This is a genomic window from Methylobacterium oxalidis (assembly GCF_007992195.1).
Classification (GTDB): domain Bacteria; phylum Pseudomonadota; class Alphaproteobacteria; order Rhizobiales; family Beijerinckiaceae; genus Methylobacterium; species Methylobacterium oxalidis.
The window spans coordinates 1-16222 of sequence record NZ_BJZU01000151.1; the positions used below are offsets into that span (position 1 = coordinate 1).

Annotated in this window: 23 protein-coding genes; 7 read left to right on the forward strand and 16 right to left on the reverse strand. The window is 63.5% G+C overall.

Annotated features, from left to right (window positions below; all coding sequences use genetic code 11):
* Positions 1 to 1878: 1878 nt before the first annotated feature.
* The gene (locus MOX02_RS26695) at positions 1879 to 2250 is read right to left on the reverse strand and encodes a hypothetical protein (RefSeq protein ID WP_147028842.1); all 372 of its coding nucleotides are present in this window, start codon (positions 2248 to 2250) and stop codon (positions 1879 to 1881) included.
* Positions 2251 to 2332: 82 nt separating this feature from the next.
* Between MOX02_RS26695 and MOX02_RS26700 the strand changes: the two genes are divergently transcribed.
* Complete coding sequence (locus MOX02_RS26700) at positions 2333 to 2794, forward strand: hypothetical protein (RefSeq protein ID WP_147028843.1); 462 nt, start codon at positions 2333 to 2335, stop codon at positions 2792 to 2794.
* 199 nt (positions 2795 to 2993) lie between these two features.
* Positions 2994 to 3763 (forward strand): IS5 family transposase gene (locus tag MOX02_RS26705; protein ID WP_147028844.1). Its coding sequence is split into 2 segments (ribosomal slippage): positions 2994 to 3309 and positions 3309 to 3763, totalling 771 coding nucleotides; the frame shifts between segments, so codons are not numbered across the junction.
* 79 nt (positions 3764 to 3842) lie between these two features.
* On the opposite strand, the gene MOX02_RS26710 is transcribed toward MOX02_RS26705, so the two are convergent.
* The 10 genes from MOX02_RS26710 to MOX02_RS26755 form a co-directional block, all read right to left on the reverse strand.
* Positions 3843 to 4106, reverse strand: coding sequence for a hypothetical protein (locus MOX02_RS26710; RefSeq protein WP_147028845.1), 264 nt, complete (start codon positions 4104 to 4106; stop codon positions 3843 to 3845).
* A gap of 1257 nt (positions 4107 to 5363) precedes the next feature.
* On the reverse strand, positions 5364 to 6608 hold the full coding sequence (locus MOX02_RS26720) for a vanadium-dependent haloperoxidase (RefSeq protein WP_170268008.1): 1245 nt from the start codon (positions 6606 to 6608) through the stop codon (positions 5364 to 5366).
* A gap of 406 nt (positions 6609 to 7014) precedes the next feature.
* Positions 7015 to 7440 (reverse strand): hypothetical protein, encoded by a 426-nt coding sequence (locus tag MOX02_RS26725; protein WP_147028847.1) that lies wholly within the window; start codon positions 7438 to 7440, stop codon positions 7015 to 7017.
* On the reverse strand, positions 7437 to 8345 hold the full coding sequence (locus MOX02_RS26730; protein ID WP_147028848.1) for a hypothetical protein: 909 nt from the start codon (positions 8343 to 8345) through the stop codon (positions 7437 to 7439). Before MOX02_RS26730 ends, MOX02_RS26725 begins: the two co-directional genes overlap by 4 nt.
* 19 nt (positions 8346 to 8364) lie before the next feature.
* Positions 8365 to 8541 (reverse strand): hypothetical protein, encoded by a 177-nt coding sequence (locus MOX02_RS31595; RefSeq protein WP_170268009.1) that lies wholly within the window; start codon positions 8539 to 8541, stop codon positions 8365 to 8367.
* Positions 8538 to 8807 (reverse strand): hypothetical protein, encoded by a 270-nt coding sequence (locus MOX02_RS26735; protein WP_147028849.1) that lies wholly within the window; start codon positions 8805 to 8807, stop codon positions 8538 to 8540. Before MOX02_RS26735 ends, MOX02_RS31595 begins: the two co-directional genes overlap by 4 nt.
* A 4-nt stretch (positions 8808 to 8811) precedes the next feature.
* Positions 8812 to 9966 carry a hypothetical protein gene (locus MOX02_RS26740; protein ID WP_147028850.1) on the reverse strand — a complete coding sequence of 385 codons (1155 nt, stop codon included), beginning with the start codon at positions 9964 to 9966 and terminating at the stop codon, positions 8812 to 8814.
* Positions 9967 to 10004: 38 nt separating this feature from the next.
* The gene (locus MOX02_RS26745; RefSeq protein ID WP_147028851.1) at positions 10005 to 10442 is read right to left on the reverse strand and encodes a hypothetical protein; all 438 of its coding nucleotides are present in this window, start codon (positions 10440 to 10442) and stop codon (positions 10005 to 10007) included.
* Between the two features lie 297 nt (positions 10443 to 10739).
* Positions 10740 to 10970, reverse strand: coding sequence for a hypothetical protein (locus tag MOX02_RS26750; protein WP_147028852.1), 231 nt, complete (start codon positions 10968 to 10970; stop codon positions 10740 to 10742).
* A gap of 10 nt (positions 10971 to 10980) precedes the next feature.
* Positions 10981 to 11301, reverse strand: a complete 321-nt coding sequence (locus MOX02_RS26755) for a hypothetical protein (RefSeq protein ID WP_147028853.1) — start codon at positions 11299 to 11301, stop codon at positions 10981 to 10983.
* A gap of 104 nt (positions 11302 to 11405) precedes the next feature.
* Here MOX02_RS26755 and MOX02_RS26760 point away from each other — a divergent pair, with 104 nt between their 5' ends.
* The 5 genes from MOX02_RS26760 (at position 11406) to MOX02_RS26780 (ending at position 13215) form a co-directional block, all read left to right on the forward strand.
* The gene (locus tag MOX02_RS26760; protein ID WP_147028854.1) at positions 11406 to 11642 is read left to right on the forward strand and encodes a helix-turn-helix domain-containing protein; all 237 of its coding nucleotides are present in this window, start codon (positions 11406 to 11408) and stop codon (positions 11640 to 11642) included.
* A gap of 5 nt (positions 11643 to 11647) precedes the next feature.
* Positions 11648 to 11884 (forward strand): hypothetical protein, encoded by a 237-nt coding sequence (locus MOX02_RS26765; protein ID WP_147028855.1) that lies wholly within the window; start codon positions 11648 to 11650, stop codon positions 11882 to 11884.
* A 114-nt stretch (positions 11885 to 11998) separates the two neighbouring features.
* The gene (locus tag MOX02_RS26770) at positions 11999 to 12247 is read left to right on the forward strand and encodes a hypothetical protein (RefSeq protein WP_147028856.1); all 249 of its coding nucleotides are present in this window, start codon (positions 11999 to 12001) and stop codon (positions 12245 to 12247) included.
* A 56-nt stretch (positions 12248 to 12303) separates the two neighbouring features.
* Positions 12304 to 12720, forward strand: a complete 417-nt coding sequence (locus MOX02_RS26775; protein WP_147028857.1) for a hypothetical protein — start codon at positions 12304 to 12306, stop codon at positions 12718 to 12720.
* 264 nt (positions 12721 to 12984) lie between these two features.
* Positions 12985 to 13215 carry a hypothetical protein gene (locus tag MOX02_RS26780; protein WP_147028858.1) on the forward strand — a complete coding sequence of 77 codons (231 nt, stop codon included), beginning with the start codon at positions 12985 to 12987 and terminating at the stop codon, positions 13213 to 13215.
* Between the two features lie 369 nt (positions 13216 to 13584).
* Here MOX02_RS26780 and MOX02_RS26785 read toward each other — a convergent pair whose 3' ends face one another.
* The 5 genes from MOX02_RS26785 to MOX02_RS26805 form a co-directional block, all read right to left on the reverse strand.
* Entirely contained in the window at positions 13585 to 13767 is a 183-nt protein-coding gene (locus MOX02_RS26785; RefSeq protein WP_147028859.1) for a hypothetical protein, read from the reverse strand.
* A 147-nt stretch (positions 13768 to 13914) separates the two neighbouring features.
* Complete coding sequence (locus MOX02_RS26790) at positions 13915 to 14658, reverse strand: helix-turn-helix transcriptional regulator (RefSeq protein ID WP_147028860.1); 744 nt, start codon at positions 14656 to 14658, stop codon at positions 13915 to 13917.
* A gap of 504 nt (positions 14659 to 15162) precedes the next feature.
* Positions 15163 to 15525 (reverse strand): hypothetical protein, encoded by a 363-nt coding sequence (locus tag MOX02_RS26795; protein ID WP_147028861.1) that lies wholly within the window; start codon positions 15523 to 15525, stop codon positions 15163 to 15165.
* Entirely contained in the window at positions 15522 to 15785 is a 264-nt protein-coding gene (locus MOX02_RS26800; protein WP_147028862.1) for a hypothetical protein, read from the reverse strand. Before MOX02_RS26800 ends, MOX02_RS26795 begins: the two co-directional genes overlap by 4 nt.
* Before the next feature lie 2 nt (positions 15786 to 15787).
* Complete coding sequence (locus tag MOX02_RS26805) at positions 15788 to 16045, reverse strand: hypothetical protein (protein ID WP_147028863.1); 258 nt, start codon at positions 16043 to 16045, stop codon at positions 15788 to 15790.
* Between the last annotated feature and the right edge of the window lie 177 nt (positions 16046 to 16222).

Consider the following 16222-nt stretch of genomic DNA (forward strand, 5'->3'; position numbering starts at 1 on the left):
CCCTAGTTGAAATCACCTAGTTGTGCCCCGAGCTTGGAAGCAGCGTTGTTTATAAATTTTCCTAAAAAATCGATCGCTCCGAAATTAATCATTGAAGCAAACTCACTGATCCTACAGCTTCGCTCGGGAGGCTTCTGAAGATTTACAGGACATGTCACCAGAATCGAGTTCGACCACGAACCACCGCCAGGATGAATTTGGATCCGCCTCGCGTTCTGTGCGATCAAGTTCCGCAGCCAACGTAACCAGATGCTCCCGATTAACGGGCAGAGGAGATACGATGCGAATTTGCTCCGCGCCATCGTCCAGATTTCGTCTAGCGAGAGCGAAATTGCCTATTTGTCTCATAGTATTAACAAGCAGCTTGCCTTGCACATCGCTTGAGTGACGCCTTTGGAACAACTTACCCTTTAGAATGGGCATGAAACTGAATAGTCGGCGTTCTTTAATTCGATGGCGCGGATCGAGGTGAGTTCATAATTCGGAGCGGTGATTGTTCTGCCTCCTCCTCCGCTCAGAATGCCTGCGTTGACCCAAGCTGATTGGGTCTCATTCATAGCATTTGTAAACCGGACACTGATGATAAGTGGGTCACAAGAACCTGTTACTCGGTACTGAGGCTTGCCGCCTTGGACTTGCATGCCTGTAGGAATGACGCTCGCGCATTGGCAATCAGACCTTGTGAGAAATCGGGCCTTAGAGATGGGAGGCACGGCATCGCCGCGGGAAGCTAGGTAAGTCTCGACCCAACCCCGGCATTGCTCCAACGATGCTTGCGCCGCTGGATTGTGGTCTTGAGCACCATGCAGCGCGTCGTATGGCGAACGACCTGCGCGACGATAGCCTTGGTAGGTGCGGGTGGCGCCAGCATCGGTAAAAACCCAATCGACGTTGAGCTTGGCACTCGCGCAATTATCGGGCGCGGGTCCTGTCATGGTGGTGCGCCCTGATGAACAACCCTCTGCTTCCGCGCGGGCACGACACGAACGAGCATTCGCTAGTCCGGTCGCGGCCACACACTCTGCTGCAGACTTTGTGATCTGTTCATCGCAGGTGAGGGCATGCGATGGCGATACAGTCCAGAGCAAAAGCAGGAGCCAATAAACAGGTTTCGGGCGGGCCATAGCACGGCAGCTTTCCAGAGTACTCATTCGCAGTGGCCGTTGCACTTCTTGCTCTGGGCGTAGGCGGGCTGCACAGCTGAGAGCGTGACAGCGGCAGCACCGACGAGGCCAAGCGCGAGAGTGCAGGCAGCAAGAAAGCGGATCATAGCGTATTCCTCTTTGCGGTCGCGGGTCGCGTCACTTCAGACAACTGCCGGATGGGCACTCGCCCGTACTCGGCATGCCACAGTGGCTTGCTTAATTCCGCATCCTCCATATGGATGAGTGCGGCTGCGGCCCTGCAATGTTTCGGGCGAGTGTGCTTAAAAACCAATACGCAATCCGGCGAGGCAGCACGGACCTCTGCCGTTCAGATTGCCTCCACTTCGCTCCCGTTTACTCGTCAGTGACGAAAGCGCTTAAGTCTCTGTCCTGCGCTCATCGCGGCGGAAATTCGAGCAGGAGGTTAATGTGTGCCTGAGAACTCTGGTCGCCTTTGCCTGCCTCGTGGCGATTGCTCCACATGTCGCGCTCGCAGGCGAGATTGGCTCAGGAGCGCCGCCGAAGCCTCCCATACAGTCCGAGGATGTGGATCAGAAGGCCGCGGCGGACCTGCTCGCTGCACGGCAGGAGAATGCCCGAAGGCAGCATGAGGGGGCGCCATCGGTGTGGATGCTTCTTCCGCCGCAGCCGCGAAACTCGCAGCCCTGAGGGTACACCTATGAGGCAGGTACGGCCGGCTGCACCCAAGGTGGTGATGGGTGGCCTCGTGCGGCTACTCGCAGGTGCCTGCCTCCAGGTTCGGAGGGTTGAGCCGCGCCAGACTGAACGTCGTCCGCCGGCCCCTCCGGATGATCGTCAACGCCGCATCGTTCCCCAGCAACTCAATGGCAGTGTCGCGAGGGATGCTGCGGGGAGAGACCCGATAGGAGTAGCGGACCTCCGTGCTGCCAAGCCGCTGCCTGATCTCGCCGCGGCGGAAGTCGATCAGATAAGATCCATCGTCCTTCGTCCTCACGATCCGTCCAGCAGTCTCGTAGGCGTGTTGCTTGATGGTGCAGGTGAGTGTGGGCGGGAAGCCTTGTTGAGCAAGAGCGGAGGCAGCGTTGAGCACGAGGCCGGCGCTAGCCCCCGCCACGAAGATCATTAAAAGCCTCATAGCCACCCTGCGTCCGGTCGTTCATCAATCAGCGTAGCAACCTCTGCCCCTCCCGCAATGGGTGCCTTGGATGACTGCTCAAGCCCCGGACTGGATCGAACTGCCCGACGAGCATGTGCGACCGCTGCATTGTCTGCTCGACATATTCGGGCCGAGAGCGCTGCGCCGCTTCACCTTCGAGCCGCATCCGACGATCAACTACCGAGGATACACGGCACGGTGGCGGCTAGAGGATGGCCAGCTCTTCCTGAAGTCCGCGGGCGGAACCGTGGCAGATCCAGGGTGGCGGTCTGCCGACGGCACAAGGCAGTGTGACCTGACCGACATCCACGGCTCGAAGGAATTAGTCTTTGCGGGCTGGATCACTCAGGATCTGCTGATCCCCGAGCCCGATCGGCTCTGGGAGGCACAGGTCGGCACCTACCTGCGCATCCCGGTGGTAAACGGGAAAGCGGTTGCCGAACCTTCGCTGTTCGAAGTTGGCGTGTCGGAGTTGGCGAGAGAGCTCTTCCGCAGGCGTGTGGTGACTTGAGGCAAGCCTTGGTAGGAGGCAACTGCCCCGCCGCCCGATCTGATCACGGGCTGGCGGGGCGTGTCGTGTCCACACGACGCTGACCGGGCCGGTACGCAACGTGGCCTACTGACAGGATGCAGCAGTGCGGTTACGGCCTGTGATCGCTTGAACCGTCTGATGCGGTGAGCGTTTCGCTTCTCCTGGACGAGGAGGAGCGATGCTGTCGGACGCACAATGGGCCGAGTTGGAGCCGCTGGTGGAAGCCTGCCGACCGAAGGGCAAGACACCGCCTCAGGATCTGCGTCGCACCGTCTCGGCCATTCTCTGGCGCCCTCAGAACGGGGCCAAGTGGCGCGCCGTGCCAGCCGAACTCGGACCCTGGTGGCGTGCCGCTCAGGTCTTCATCCGGTGGGCACGTGCTGGCGTTTGGGAGCGGCTCCTCAGCCTTGTTCAGGAGCGCGGCGTGCAGCTCGGCATGGTGTTTCTCGACGGCACCAGCGTGCGCGCTCACCAGAAGGCGGCGGGGGCTGCGCGAAGGGGGGATCTCAAGCTGAGCGAGATCATCGTGAGGCGCTTGGCCGCTCTCGTGGCGGCTATGGGACCAAGGCTTGTGTGATCGCCGATGGCGCTGGTCGCGCCATCGCCTTCCGAATCGCGCCTGGGCAAGCACATGAACTGCCTCAGGCCATCCCGCTGCTCGATCAGCTGCCGGGCGTGCCCAGGTGGGTGGTGGGCGACCGCGGCTACACCAGCCATCGCTTCCGCGAGCACATTTGGGGCATGGGCGCTCGGCCTGCGATCCCGCCGCAGCGGCACGAGGCTCCTGTCGCCTGTCCGGAGTGGATCTACAACAACCGTAACCGGGTCGAGCGCCTCTGGGCGCGATTGAAGGAGTGGCGCGCTGTTGCCACCCGCTACGAGAAAACGGCTTCCAGCTTTGCCGGTGTCCTCTGCCTTGCCGCCGCACTCGACTGGCTCAAGCCATAACAGGCCGTAGTTGAGCATCAACGTCGCCCTGGGGAAACCGCCCCGAAATGAGATCCTCGAACGAAGGGGTCCGAGGTAGCTACCGCCTCTCAAGCTGCGCCATCAGGATCACCTTGTTCAAGGCAGCCTTCTTTAGGGTGTGGCTCGCATCAGGGTCTCGCAGCGTCTTACCAACGAAGGCATGTGTCCGGAGGAACCGCGTTAGGTTCAGCGTATGAGCCGCACCCACGGGTAAGATCCGGTTGGATGGCGTGGCGATGATCGCATCTACAGCCGCATCCACGTCAGTCTGGAAGAGGATCCCCTGCCGCAGCAGGACGTCGATGGTTTGATCTGTCGCCATACGGGCGAAGCTAGGGCGTGGCTTTGGGCCGTGGAGGGGCACCTGCTGGGCGCAGTCATCAAGTCCAGGCCGCGCCAGTCGCCGAGAAGCGCCGGACGACCGCAGATCCCCTACTCCTCGGCCCTCGGGGGTGTAGTCAGGTTCCCGCCGGGCGTGGTCGGTGCCGTCAGGTGGCAGTGCTTGCGGTCGCCCGTGACGGCCTCGGCGAACCCGTTGACCGCATCAACTTGTCACTTCGGCGGCGAGGTCTGCGGGCATGCCGGAGGAGGAGTACCAGCACCAGGCGGCATGGCCGGTCCACATGGCACTACGACAGCCGGCTTCTGGTTCGGATCGTCAGCCGGCGAGCCTCGCATGGATAAGAGGATGCTCCCGGCTACTGCTAGCACGAGAGCAGCCACGGCGAGGATGAGGAGCCAGCGGGGCATAGCCTGAAACTAGGCGCCCAAACCTGACGCGCCATCCCGTGAGCAGGAAGCGCATGGCCGGAAGCAATACAGGCCCCGTAACGGCCCTAGCCAACCCGTCAATGGCATCCACGATGCCGCTCGCGGCCACGTAGACCGGCGAGTGGATCGGTGCCCGCGAAAGGACGCGGACGCACTCCTTCCGCCAGCCGCGGCCCGGTCGAGGAAGTCGCGCTGCTCGGCGCCAACGAAGACGCGATTGCGGGCCAATCTCTTTCTCGCCTCGATGCGCCAGTATGAATGGAAATGTGCAGACGCCCGACTTATGGTGGCAGGCCCGATCAGCGCCGCCCGAAAGTCTTTCCTGGATGACCCTCCTATTCCTCGCCTGCGCGGCCGCCGCTCTCTGTTACTATTTTATCAGAATGAGGCCCGCACGAGGACGCGCCTTCGTTCGATCAGTGATGTTCCTGCGGTGCCTTGAGGCTCGGCAGACCATTGAGCAAGCCAATGAGGCCATCAAGTCGCCCACAATGGCCAGCAATCAGGATGTCGTACGGTTCGTGAAGCGCGCTTTGCATCACCGCTATGGTGGCAAACAGCGGCCTGCCATTGCAGAGGCTAAGCGGCGCGGCATGATCGAACCAAGGGCGGGAGCTTAGCGGCTACAAGAACCCGCTCCCTGAGTGATCCTTGAAGGCGTTGGCGCGGCGGATGTAGCCCACCACCGTTCGCGGGTCGCGGTGTCCACTCTGATCCATGATGCGGGCGTGGCTCGCCTTGAGATGGATCTTACCACCTCCGTGCGCATCAGACCTGTTTGGGCGCAGACGACCTGCTGTGTGCACCGTCAGACTAGGTGCCCGTCGCCAGCCGGGATGTCGAACTTCTGGAACGCGTTCAGTACGACGTCTCCGACTTGGCTCCCCATGACCAAGCCCGCTTCAGTTGAGTAGGCGAAGTGCACGCCGGCGTAGATCCGGCTCATCGCCTCCTCCCGCGCCGCCATGTCGAAATTGTCGAAGCGCAGCACCACGTCCGGTACCGTCTCGCTGGTGGCCGAGAAGGGGATCGGCCCGAAGAAGTCGGTCATCACCTTGGCGGCGAGCGCCCCGATGACCGAGTGGCCGGACGTGTATTCGGGGTGGTCCGGCGTTGCCGGCAGGAGCGGCAGCCAGTCGGCGTCCGCCCGTGTGGCGCGGTTCCCGTCCTCGCCTGCCTCGTGTATCGCCGTGACCGGCCGCCACGCCTCGTAATGGTACTTCGTCTCCCAGCACGCCGTGACCGCGTCCGCGAGGCCGACGTTCAGCATGGTCAGGAGATAGGCGCTCTCCAGCGGCGAGCGCCCCTGCTCGGCGAGGATGTGGTCGGCGATGTCGCTCCACTGGCCGACGCGCGTGTAGCTGTCCTCGTCGTTTGACCACCACAAGGCGCTCAGCGTCTGCTCGGGCGTCCGTACGCTGGAGTTTACGTCGCCCAGCAGCTTCACCTGCTTGAAGTCGGCCGCGTACTCGGCGCTCGTCACGTCGGGGGGCGGGCCGGGCCGGAACTGGTCCGCGCTCGCCAGCACGAAGGGCTTCACGTCTCCCCAGTCCGGCTGGATGGCGAGCGTGTAGTCCGGCGGGGTCGGCCGGTACTCCCCCGGCTCGTGCCCGGCCACCAGACCGAGGTGCGCGAGTTCCTCCGAGCCGTCGTGGGCGCGGGCGGCGATCACCGCATCAGCGACCTTCGTGCCGAAGGCCACACCTCGGTCTTCTGCTCGTCCATCGTGGATCTCGTCGAGCCGCGCCTCGTAGGCCCGATCGAGGGCATGCTTGTAGTCCGGGAACAGTTCCACAAGGATCTCGTGCGCCGCTGCGCTGACAGCGGCGTCGGCAGAGATGCCAGTCGGCGCCTTTACGTTCACGAGAAATCCAGGCTGGTTGTTGATGGCCTGGAGCACATCGAACATGGCGATGCTCTGCATCGCGAGCGCCCGCGAGACGTAGGGCGCGTCCTCGGGCGGGTTGGTGATCGAGGCGTGCCGGATTGCGTCGAGGGCGATCTGGTTCCAGTCGAGGACGACGTTGTCGAAGCCGGGATCCGGGTCGCGCACATTCTGCCACCCATTAGAGGGCGCCTGATCCTGCCGCGCCTTCTGATGAAGCTCGCGTCCATCGTCGTCTGAGTTCTGAGCCAAAGCCCAACGGTCTGATCTCATCCGGCGCTCTCCTCTTTCCGCTGGCACATGACGGCAGTGTGAGCATCAGCGCAGCCGGATGACGGATCCGGCCTATACGCGGTGGCGCGATCGAGGCTGGCTAACGGTGCAGGGGCGCGGATGCTGGCCGAACGCAGGGCCGGGGAAAAGAAAAAAGTTACGCTCAGGAGGACAAATTTCATCATCTGTAAGCATCTTTGGAATAGATCAAATATAATAATCTTTTGCCTAACCCAGTTGCGCCCAATACGATGGCAGGCTAGTCGCCGGCATGCAGGGCTATATTGCCTAGATGCAGGCATTAATTCTTTGGTCCGCTCTCAGGCGCGAGCGTCAGCTTGCCCATCATCTGCAACTGCTCACCGCATTCGATGGCGCTGCTTGGCGTCAGCAGGATCGAGAGTTCGGCTCCGCTCACGAGCCTGACATCGAGGATTGGACGACCACCGTGATCGATCGCGCCAACTCTCCAGCTTGCGGCGGGCAGCCGACCGTTGGTGATCTTCGAACCAGGGGGCACAGGCGCGCACCTCGGGTCACACAGGACGCTCGCTGCTAGGAGTGCCTGTCCCAGGATGGCTGCTTGGCTGGGGCTGATCGGCAGGGCGATGTTTTTGCCGCCGGCGTGCACCTGGATCTGCACGCTGTTTCGAGGACCTGCCTCAACGGAGAGTTCAACCGTTGACATCATCTTCCCTCCTTCGAGATCATCGCGGCTAAGCGTCAATCATCCTGATCCTCTGCCTTGAGCTTCAGCGGGCTCCACTCCAGCTCGCTGAACACCTCCGGCTCCACCGTCCGGTCCGGAGCGAAGCGGTGGGCATGCTCCGCCAGCAGAGCTCGGGCTTTGTCGATGGCGGCATCCTTGCTCGCGCAGCGCTCCTCCACATAGTCGATCTCGCGAGCCTCGTGACGCGCCTCGTCCCAGTGCATCACCCGCACGCTCGCGTACCAGGCACCTCTGCCCGTGCGGTAGCGGGCTCGGATCTCGCGCCGCCGCTCGGCCTCCGCACCTGCCGCCTCGCAGTACGGCCCCTCGCTCACGTACAGCCGCGCGCAGCGGCGCAGCTCGTACGCCAAGCCCTTCAGCGCCGTCTCCGTCAGGTGCTCCATCGCCAGCGAGATGTCGGTGATGCTCGATAGGATCGTGTCGCGTGCCCGCTGACCCTCCCGCGGCAGCGGCGGCACCTTCGGCGCCGTGCTGCGCACCGCCCGGACCGGCTCACGGGTCTCACCCGCCCACGGCCAGATCGCGGCGGTGAGCCGATCCAGATCCTCGGCCGTCACGTCCCAGAAGCGGCGCGCCCGGCGCTGGCGCTTCTCGATCTGCGGGCGCAGGTTCACCACCTTGCCGCGCGGCTTGGGCAGGTCGAGGTCGCGGAACCAGAGGTTCACGTCGTCGAGCTCGGTCTCGCCCTTGGCGTCGAAGGTCCAGAAGCGGCCGCGGGCATCCAGCATGCGCACCGGCTTGCCGTCCTCGTTCTCCAGCACGACCTCGATCGCGCGTTGCGTCGTGCCGGCGTAGTCGGGCAGCGCGTCCGTGCCCCGATAGATGCCGCTGACCACGCGCATCGGCACGTGGCGCAGGCTGCCGCCCTCCTCAAGCAGGTACCAGCGGACGGAGATGGTCATGCGGGCCTCCCGTTCCGGCTCAGGCGAGGGCATGGACGAGGAGCAGCACGGCGGCGGTCAGCACGTTGCCGCGCCCTGCTTCGTGGCCGGCGCGCGCGAGGAGATCGCGCTGCCAGCGGCGCAGGCGGCCGAGGCCGCGGGCGAGGGCAGGCAGGCCGAGGGCGAGCGCGGTGCGCATGGTCAGGCGGATCTTCACGAGCGTGTCTCCAGAGGCTGGTCGAGTTCGCCGTCGGTATCGGAGCCGCGCAGCCAGACGATCTGGCTGGCGTGGCCGTCCGGTGCGCCAAGCGACGGCTCGGCGTCGCCGCCATCCTCCCGGTCGGCGTCGCCATCCATGTCGTCGAGGAGGGCGATGAGGCGGTCGGCCGTGTCGAGGGCAGCCTGCGCGGCTTCCTCAATAGCGGCTCGTGCATCGACCCCGGCGGCAGGCTTCCGGGGCGTGAAGGTGTGAACGGTGCCCATCGGATCAGCCCCGCGCCTTCAGGCGGGCGGCCTCAGACCGGGCGAAAGCGCGCTGCACGTTGGCGGGCGTCTTCGTGGCGATCACCGCGGCTTTCTCCCAATCGCCACCCGCGAGGGCTTTGCGCATGAGCCATTCGCCTTGCTGGTCGGCCTCGATCTCGTTGGCCGGCTCCCGCTTGGCGATCTCCTCAACGATGGCGTCGAACATCGCGGACAGGCGGTCCCCCTCATTGACCACGAGGTTTTTGCCCGAGTGCTCGCTGTCGTCGCCGGTCTCCGGCCAGAAGGCACCGACGTGGAAATGCCGGGCCGCGCCGTCGTAGAGGTCAGCGAGGGCGAACAGCGCATCAAGCGGCACTGCCGCGAAGACGCGGGCTGGCTCTGCCCGCTCCGCTCGGATGGCGTGCGCAAGGGCGGAATAGGCGCGGTCGAAAATGGTATGGGCGCCGTCCTGCGGGCTCCCGTCCGACCTCTCGTGCAACTCGATCTGCCAGTCCGCGAAGGTAACGAGAGCGCGCCGCCCCTCCGGCGTCGTCGGAGTGGTGGCGAGAGCGACCTCACACGTCCGGCTCTGGCGCTCGGTCAGTTCTTCCTCGCGGGCGAGGCTGCCGACAGCCTCAAGACCCTTCGCCTCATACGCATCGTTCCAAGCCTCCACGGCCGCGTGCGCCGCGCGAGCCTCCCTGATGGCCGCGAACACCGGATCGGCTTGCGGCATGTCGTTCGCGTTGGTGTCAGCCGGCAGCGGGTAATCATCTGCGAAGGCGAGGGCGTGCAGAGCCCCGACGCCGGTCGTGACGGCTACGGCAAGCAGACGGTGCTCACGGTCAGCTGCTAGCAGCCACAAGCGGGCGAACTCGGCCGGCAGAACCTCGCCGGCCTCCAGGGCTGCCGTGAGGCTGTCGCGGGTCCACCACGTCAGAGCATCACGCTTCAACTCGGGATGGTTGGGCACCCCGCGGTGGAGACGATCCGTCTCGGTGCAGGCCGCGTAGAACTTCGCCTTGGCCTCGTCAGAGCCAGGCGCCGGCAGCTTGGTCGGGTCGAAGGCATATGGACGCATGACGCGAGCGGCTTTCGACTTCAGGGCCACCGCATGCTGGCGCAGGCTGGGCTTAGTGTCGTCGCGGCGGGCGAGGCGTGAGAGTGGATTGCGCATCGTGCAAGCTCCTGGATGAGGTTGGATCGGGTTGACGATCAGAGCAGGGTGGCGAAGCCGGTCAGCACGGCACCACCCGCGATCAGGGCGAGGCAGGCGGCGATCTCACCGGCTCGGGCAAGGAGGCGCAGCAGCGGCGCGAGCGGCCGGCGCGGCGGCGAGCAGGGCGGAAAGTCGAGGTTGAGCGAAGCCGCCAGATCGGCAGCCTGCGCCTGCATGGCGGTGTCGAGCACCTCGTCGTGCTCCAAGTGCCAGCGCAGGTGGCGCAGCAGCGCCAGTTCACCGAAGCGGGTGGCGCAGGGTGTGGCCAGCAGGCGGGCCGTGGCTGCGCAGAGTTCGGCGTGGCGCTGGGAGACGGCGGCCTCGGGCGCGACCTGGAAGACGGCCCACGCCTCGCTGTGCGCGTCGATGGCCGCGAGGATGGGGTCGGCGTGGAAGGGGATGTGCTCAATCTTCAGGGTATGGGCGCGCGACATCGTTCGGGCTCCGGGTTGGGCTCGTGGCAGTGGGTTGGTTGGTGAAGGGGAGGGGTGGGTCCCTTTTGGACGCCGATCAGGTCGGCGAGGCGCGGGGCTCGCTCAGATCTGAGAAGCGGGACCGGAGCGTGCGGCAGTGGGCAAGTGCCCAAGCGTGCTGCTCACGCACGGCAGGCTCACCGCGGGCGATCCGGACACGGTATGAGGCGGCAAGGCGTAGGCAGATCGCGTGATCCTCACGCGCGTGCCGGAGACGAGTGGTGGGGGAGCGCAGAGGCGTAGGCATTGGGCCAGCCCTTAAGCAGCAAGTGACGAAACATGGCCGCGCAACGTGTTGAGCGCGCGAGCCTTGTCGGCGTCAGGCAGGCGGGCGAAGCAGGCCCAGATGTGCTCGGCCACCTCGTCGGTGGTGCACATGCCGGCGAAGGACATGATGTCCTGATCGGCGTAGCGCGGGCTGTTCTGGATTGTCGTCAGAACGCGCAGGAGCGTTTGCCGCGAAAGGGAAATGGTTGAGATGTCCGACATGTTCATCTCATCAGTGCGCGGCAGCGAGGCGGGCGGCCTTGGCGACGGCCCAGGTGCCCTTGAGGGCGGCCGAGAGGCAGTCAGTCCAAGCCTCGCCCGTGACGGCGCGGCGGCCCTGCGCAGCGGCAACGGCGGCGGACATGATGGCGCGGCGGTCATAGCGGCCAGCGACGACGAAGGTGGAGGAGGAGCGGCGGGCGCGGTTCGCGGCGATCTTGGCGAAGCCCTCAGCGGCAGCGCGGGCGCGGGCGGCACCGGGAGCGATGACAGCGCGATCGGCGCGGAACTCGCGGAGGGCGGCGGTCCAAGAAATCTGGCGGCTGGCGGACATCGGGTTGTCCTTTGGCGCTTCAACTTTCCAAAAAGGTAAGACGCTTCTCTTTCCTTTGCAAGCAATAACTTGCTAAAAGGATCAGCTTCGCCTATCTCTCGCCTATGATCGACGCCATACAATGCCGTGCCGCTCGCGCCCTCCTTGACTGGACGCAGCAGGACCTCTCGGGAGCCACAGGGCTGAGTAAGGTCACGATCCGAGCCTTTGAGAAGGGCGGTGAAATGAGGGACAGCAACCGCACCTTGCTTCGCCTTGCGTTTGAAAAGGCCGGTGTCGAGTTCATCCCTCAGAACGGTGGCGGCCCCGGCGCCCGGCTCCGTGAGCCTCTGGTGGAGTGATGACCATGCGCCAGATCGGCACCTTTGCTCTTCAGATCGAACCTGCAACCACAACCACGCCCACGCGTGTCTCCATCGTGGTTTCCGGCGCTCCACAGGATGAGCAAACGGTCATCCATCTCAGCCCGGACTGCGTGACGCTTGAGGAGTTTGAAGGGCAGATCAACGGACTGCCGGATGAGCTGGATCTGCTGCGAGCTGAGGCGCGTCGCGCCTTTGCCGATAATGCCGGCCATGCGTGACATCATCCCTGCCGGCCTCGAATTCATCCCCGAGAACGGGGGAGGGCCGGCATCCGGTTCCGAGAACGGGCCAAGCAGTCAACACCCCAAGCCGGCTAGGGCTAGGAAAGAGAAGTGACGTCACGCCTTGAGGAACTGAAGGGCGATCCAGCATTTCGCCAAGCCGTGTCGGCGGTGCGCGGAGCGGCCAGCACCTTGAGCGGCCGGGCCGTAACGCACGAAGAAGCCGAGCTTCTGGTTAGCTTCGCGCTCGCCACGTTCGCGAATGCTGGTGGTCTCTCCGAGCCAAGCCTGAGCCGGCTTGCGCGGTTCTGCGAGAAAGTTGGGCCTGGGGAAAGCTTTGAGAGCCTCGCGAAGCACTGAATGATCGTGGGAAGGCTGCTGCTCATCAAGGACCCGCAGCTGAAGGGCGATGTGAAGTGAGAAACTATACCGTCCTGCTAATCGCGGTATTGTTGCTGTCCACGAGCGCGGCGCTGGCTCAGCAGCCACCGGATCAAGCGATTGAGCGCGGCGTCGGCGACTTCGTCACGACCATTCGGCGCGGCTCGCTTGCCGACGCGGTTCGAAAGATCGACGACTGCTGGGAGCAACTCGCCCATGCGCCCCGTGACCTGCCGAGGGCGATCTACTGCTCAGCCTTGAACTTCGCGGCTGCCGACTTCGACGAGCGGGCATCCTCCACGTTCAGCACGGGCCAGACGATTTCGCTTGTTGAGGCTCGCGTACGTGCACGGCGTGGACTGAGCGCTGCCGGAATATCGCCGACGAGTGCTGATGGCTTCATCGAACTCATCCGCCAGCGGTCAATCGCAGCCACTTCTCGGCACTTCTAGGCGCGTTAGCGCAGAAGCGGCCGGCGTCATCTTCATCAAGGAGGATGGCAAGGATCTGGGCTTCGTTAATTGAAGGAGCGCTACCGGCCGATCAAAGATGGAGTTGATTAGATCCGGCGGACTAGCGCTATTCAGCAGGGCAACTGCTCATGAGCGAATAACATTAGTTGTTTGCGACACATTGCTGCCGTGCTCGTTTCGGCCATGGCCCAGGCGAAGCCACGAGACGGTAGATCGCGCTACGAGCCCACGAGCGATGTCATCGTGGATCGGCTCGCGATGCTCCTATTGCAGCATATGCTCTCCGACCTTGCGCGCACCTATCGGCTTGAGGGCGCAACGGCTGCTCGCCTGATGCTGGCCGACATCGAGCGCGAGATTGCAGAGCGGCTCTACCTCATGTGCGAGGTCTCTCCGCTGATCCGGGACAGCCGAGAGGTCATCAGCGCCGTCGCAATGCGGGTGCGCGCTGAACTGCGGGGTGGCCAGGGCTGACACTGGGTGCTGAGTGGGCGCGAACTGGCGATGACGTGCTGCGCGCTCGCGCACGGCAGATTGAACTGCCTTCCTGGTCGCTCGTTGTCCTGCATGGTCCTTCCACTTCAGCCCGCCCGGCTCGCCCCGGCGGGCTTTTCTGTGCGCCTCGCACTTCACTTTTGCAAAGGCTGCCAGGGGCGGTGTCGCAGAAGTTTCCTGGGTCGGGATCTGCACCCGACATGGCCCCGCTGGTGGACGTCAACCCCATCCCCGATCAATGCCGGCGTAGCCACCGCATGCACACATCCTGCCCTGCAGCCTCACGGCTCGCGGGGCTTTTCGCTCGGATGCGGAACCATGGCCTTGAAGTTGGCTCGCTCAGCGCTCTCAAACAAGCAGCGCGATGAGCAGGATCGCCACCACTCCTCCAGCGATCGCAAGGCCCATAAGCACGATGCTGCTCAGCTGATCGACACTGTCGATATCCTGTCCCTGCCGATGACGAGGCTCATTAGCAGGGGCGTTGCTAGCCGAGGTTGTGTTCACATCGGGATAAACACGGGCGTTCATGGCATCCTCCTGAGACTGTGAAGGAGAACGCGTCTACGAGCGCAAAGTACCGCAGGCGGCTAACCGACTGACCGAACAGTGTCCTGGTTTCAAACCGGATGCTGACCGGGTGCGATCCGCACCTTGTCGTTCCAGCGTCTCGCGCTGTTAGGCAAAATGAACGCCGTTCTCCCGAGCCCAGATTGCTGCCTGAGTTCGGTTCTGCGCACTGAGTTTGCGAAGAATGTTCTTTACATGAATTTTTACAGTGGCTTCTGCCAGACAGTGCTGAAGAGCTATTGCCTTGTTTGAGGATCCACCAGCCAAGCACTTAAGAACTTTCAACTCGCTGGGAGACAGAGAACGAGCCTTGGAGAGATCCCGCTCAGGAGCCCACCCTTCACCCTCTCTCTTTCCGCTAGGTGCCTCGACCGAGATTAAATTGCCAAAGTACATTGGTTGATCTAGTACAAATTCCATTATTTTTGCTGAGTGAACCCGCACGCCATCCATTACCAAGTCGAGTGCATTGATGAGCGTCTTTCCGTCGATCTCACAGTCGATTATACCTGCTACGGAGCGAACAGTCTCTAATTTAAGGCACTTGGCTGCCTCGATGGGGCAGAGCAAAAATGTCTTAACGCTGGGATTGGACGAAAGGATGCTCGCGATAGCTGGGGATTCTTCAAGATCTTTCGGCGTAGTTATGATAAGTGCTATGTTGTTTGCATTCTCGGGTCCTTGCGTTTGATCGATATTCAAGACATCGAAACGTGACCCAGAAAGATAAGACCTAATACCTTCGCGCGTGAATGAGCTTGCGGCGACTACCACTGTCGGAACAACGATATACGACATTTTGGCCCCCTCGAATGGAAAATTCTGATCCATTTGAGCAATAAAGTAGGCCAAGCCTTAATGGTTCCAATCGTACTTTCGCGGCGGAGTACCTAGCTCTGGCGTTCCAGATCTTAGTCCTAGATTGAAGTACTAGATCTTCGATTGCGGCACCACAGCCTAGGTGTCGAAAGCACCCACATCGGGCCGCGGCCACAGCCGCCCTCACGTCACCATCTCCGGTCGAGCCTAGCTGGCACTGGGTTTGAGGAACTGGCTCTCCGCTTGCATCCCCTGGGATGAGCGTTCCTCCCGATCACTCTCGCAGAGCCCGCCGCGGTACCCCTTATCCGACCAACATGGCGAGCTCACCGATGTCCCAAGCGCCGCCACTTCGGCAGCACCTTCGTCCCGCCCCTCTCAGCCAGCCCGCGCCGCTCCAGCGCCTCGCAGATCCGCTCGGCCGCGGAAGTGCGTTCTCGCCTCGGCAGCCCGGCGCGGATCGCGAGACCGGCCGCCGTCATGGGCTCGTCGGTGAGCGCTTCCAGAACCCTGCGGGTCTGACCGGCAGAGGAGTTTTTACCGTCGCCCGCCAGACCATCCCGCACCTTGCACCTGCCCCTTCGGTTCGCGGTGCACCGGCACCACCTCGCGCCGGCCGTTGCGAAACTCGATCACGATCTCCTCGGCCATCGTCACGATGCCCTGACCGATGTTGTAGTCGTAGACCCAGCGCGGGTTGGCCATAGGGTGCCGCCTCAGATCGACTGCCTCGCGCATCACGAGCCGCAGCCGGCAGCGGCCGTCGTGCTGCTCCTGCAGCAACTCCTTCACGCGCGCCTCGGACGCGATCCAAGCCCGGACCGGATCGAGGTCGGGGAAGGCGCGGTCATGGTGGTAATCGTCGGTCGTGATCTCGCGCCAGGGCAGAGCGTCGGTCATCGCTTCTCCGGTCGCGCCAGAAGGATCGCCGTGCGCACGGCTGCACGCTTCAGGCGGTCGATAGCCGTCGGATGCTCTACCGCGGCCTTCGCCCATTCGTGAGACTGCACGGCCTCCGCCAGATTGAGCCCGTGGCCATCGCCCATCACGAACAGCGTCGCGCTCGGATCGACCATGTAGGCGTCCACTGCTGCACGCACGTCGTCGTCCGTGATCGCCTTCGCCTTGAAGAGCTCGCCGATGGTTAGGGCCTCAGACATGGTCAGCGCCGGACCGCGGCGACTCTGACGGCGGCCTGCCGCTCGTCTTGGTCTGGGAAAGGCCGCGGGACCGGCTGACCCAGTGCGTAGAGATCTCTGATCATATCGCGCAGCACGTCCCGCATCTCATCAATCGTGGTGGCGTTCTCGACCTTCGCAATAAGGGTCTGGCCTCTGGCTATGCGGTCTGCATGGTCTTTCGGCCAACCGGCAGCCTCATACTCCAGCGCGAGGCTCCTGCTCGTTGTCTGGAAATCCATGTCGCCATCCTCGCTGCCGGCGGCGGGACCACTGGCCTGTCAGCGATGTAGTGCGCGGTCGCAGCGAGTCGCTAGGCTCTTGGCCGTCTCGGCGAGACCACGCCGCTGCTCACCACCTAAATTCCCAGATCGGGATGCCAATCGGCCGGCCAGGCACGTTGCGGTAGTAGGTGACAA

What these genes read in the sequence shown, in the direction of transcription:
- MOX02_RS26750 (WP_147028852.1), bottom strand. Translation starts at nt 10,970, where the DNA reads ATGTCGGACATCTCAACCATTTCCCTTTCGCGGCAAACGCTCCTGCGC.
- MOX02_RS26710 (WP_147028845.1), bottom strand. Translation starts at nt 4,106, where the DNA reads ATGGCGACAGATCAAACCATCGACGTCCTGCTGCGGCAGGGGATCCTC.
- MOX02_RS26795 (WP_147028861.1), bottom strand. Translation starts at nt 15,525, where the DNA reads ATGACCGACGCTCTGCCCTGGCGCGAGATCACGACCGACGATTACCAC.
- MOX02_RS26745 (WP_147028851.1), bottom strand. Translation starts at nt 10,442, where the DNA reads ATGTCGCGCGCCCATACCCTGAAGATTGAGCACATCCCCTTCCACGCC.
- MOX02_RS26805 (WP_147028863.1), bottom strand. Translation starts at nt 16,045, where the DNA reads ATGGATTTCCAGACAACGAGCAGGAGCCTCGCGCTGGAGTATGAGGCT.
- MOX02_RS26740 (WP_147028850.1), bottom strand. Translation starts at nt 9,966, where the DNA reads ATGCGCAATCCACTCTCACGCCTCGCCCGCCGCGACGACACTAAGCCC.
- MOX02_RS26800 (WP_147028862.1), bottom strand. Translation starts at nt 15,785, where the DNA reads ATGTCTGAGGCCCTAACCATCGGCGAGCTCTTCAAGGCGAAGGCGATC.
- MOX02_RS26760 (WP_147028854.1), top strand. Translation starts at nt 11,406, where the DNA reads ATGATCGACGCCATACAATGCCGTGCCGCTCGCGCCCTCCTTGACTGG.
- MOX02_RS26700 (WP_147028843.1), top strand. Translation starts at nt 2,333, where the DNA reads ATGACTGCTCAAGCCCCGGACTGGATCGAACTGCCCGACGAGCATGTG.
- MOX02_RS26755 (WP_147028853.1), bottom strand. Translation starts at nt 11,301, where the DNA reads ATGTCCGCCAGCCGCCAGATTTCTTGGACCGCCGCCCTCCGCGAGTTC.
- MOX02_RS26785 (WP_147028859.1), bottom strand. Translation starts at nt 13,767, where the DNA reads ATGAACGCCCGTGTTTATCCCGATGTGAACACAACCTCGGCTAGCAAC.
- MOX02_RS26765 (WP_147028855.1), top strand. Translation starts at nt 11,648, where the DNA reads ATGCGCCAGATCGGCACCTTTGCTCTTCAGATCGAACCTGCAACCACA.
- MOX02_RS26730 (WP_147028848.1), bottom strand. Translation starts at nt 8,345, where the DNA reads ATGACCATCTCCGTCCGCTGGTACCTGCTTGAGGAGGGCGGCAGCCTG.
- MOX02_RS26695 (WP_147028842.1), bottom strand. Translation starts at nt 2,250, where the DNA reads ATGATCTTCGTGGCGGGGGCTAGCGCCGGCCTCGTGCTCAACGCTGCC.
- MOX02_RS26735 (WP_147028849.1), bottom strand. Translation starts at nt 8,807, where the DNA reads ATGGGCACCGTTCACACCTTCACGCCCCGGAAGCCTGCCGCCGGGGTC.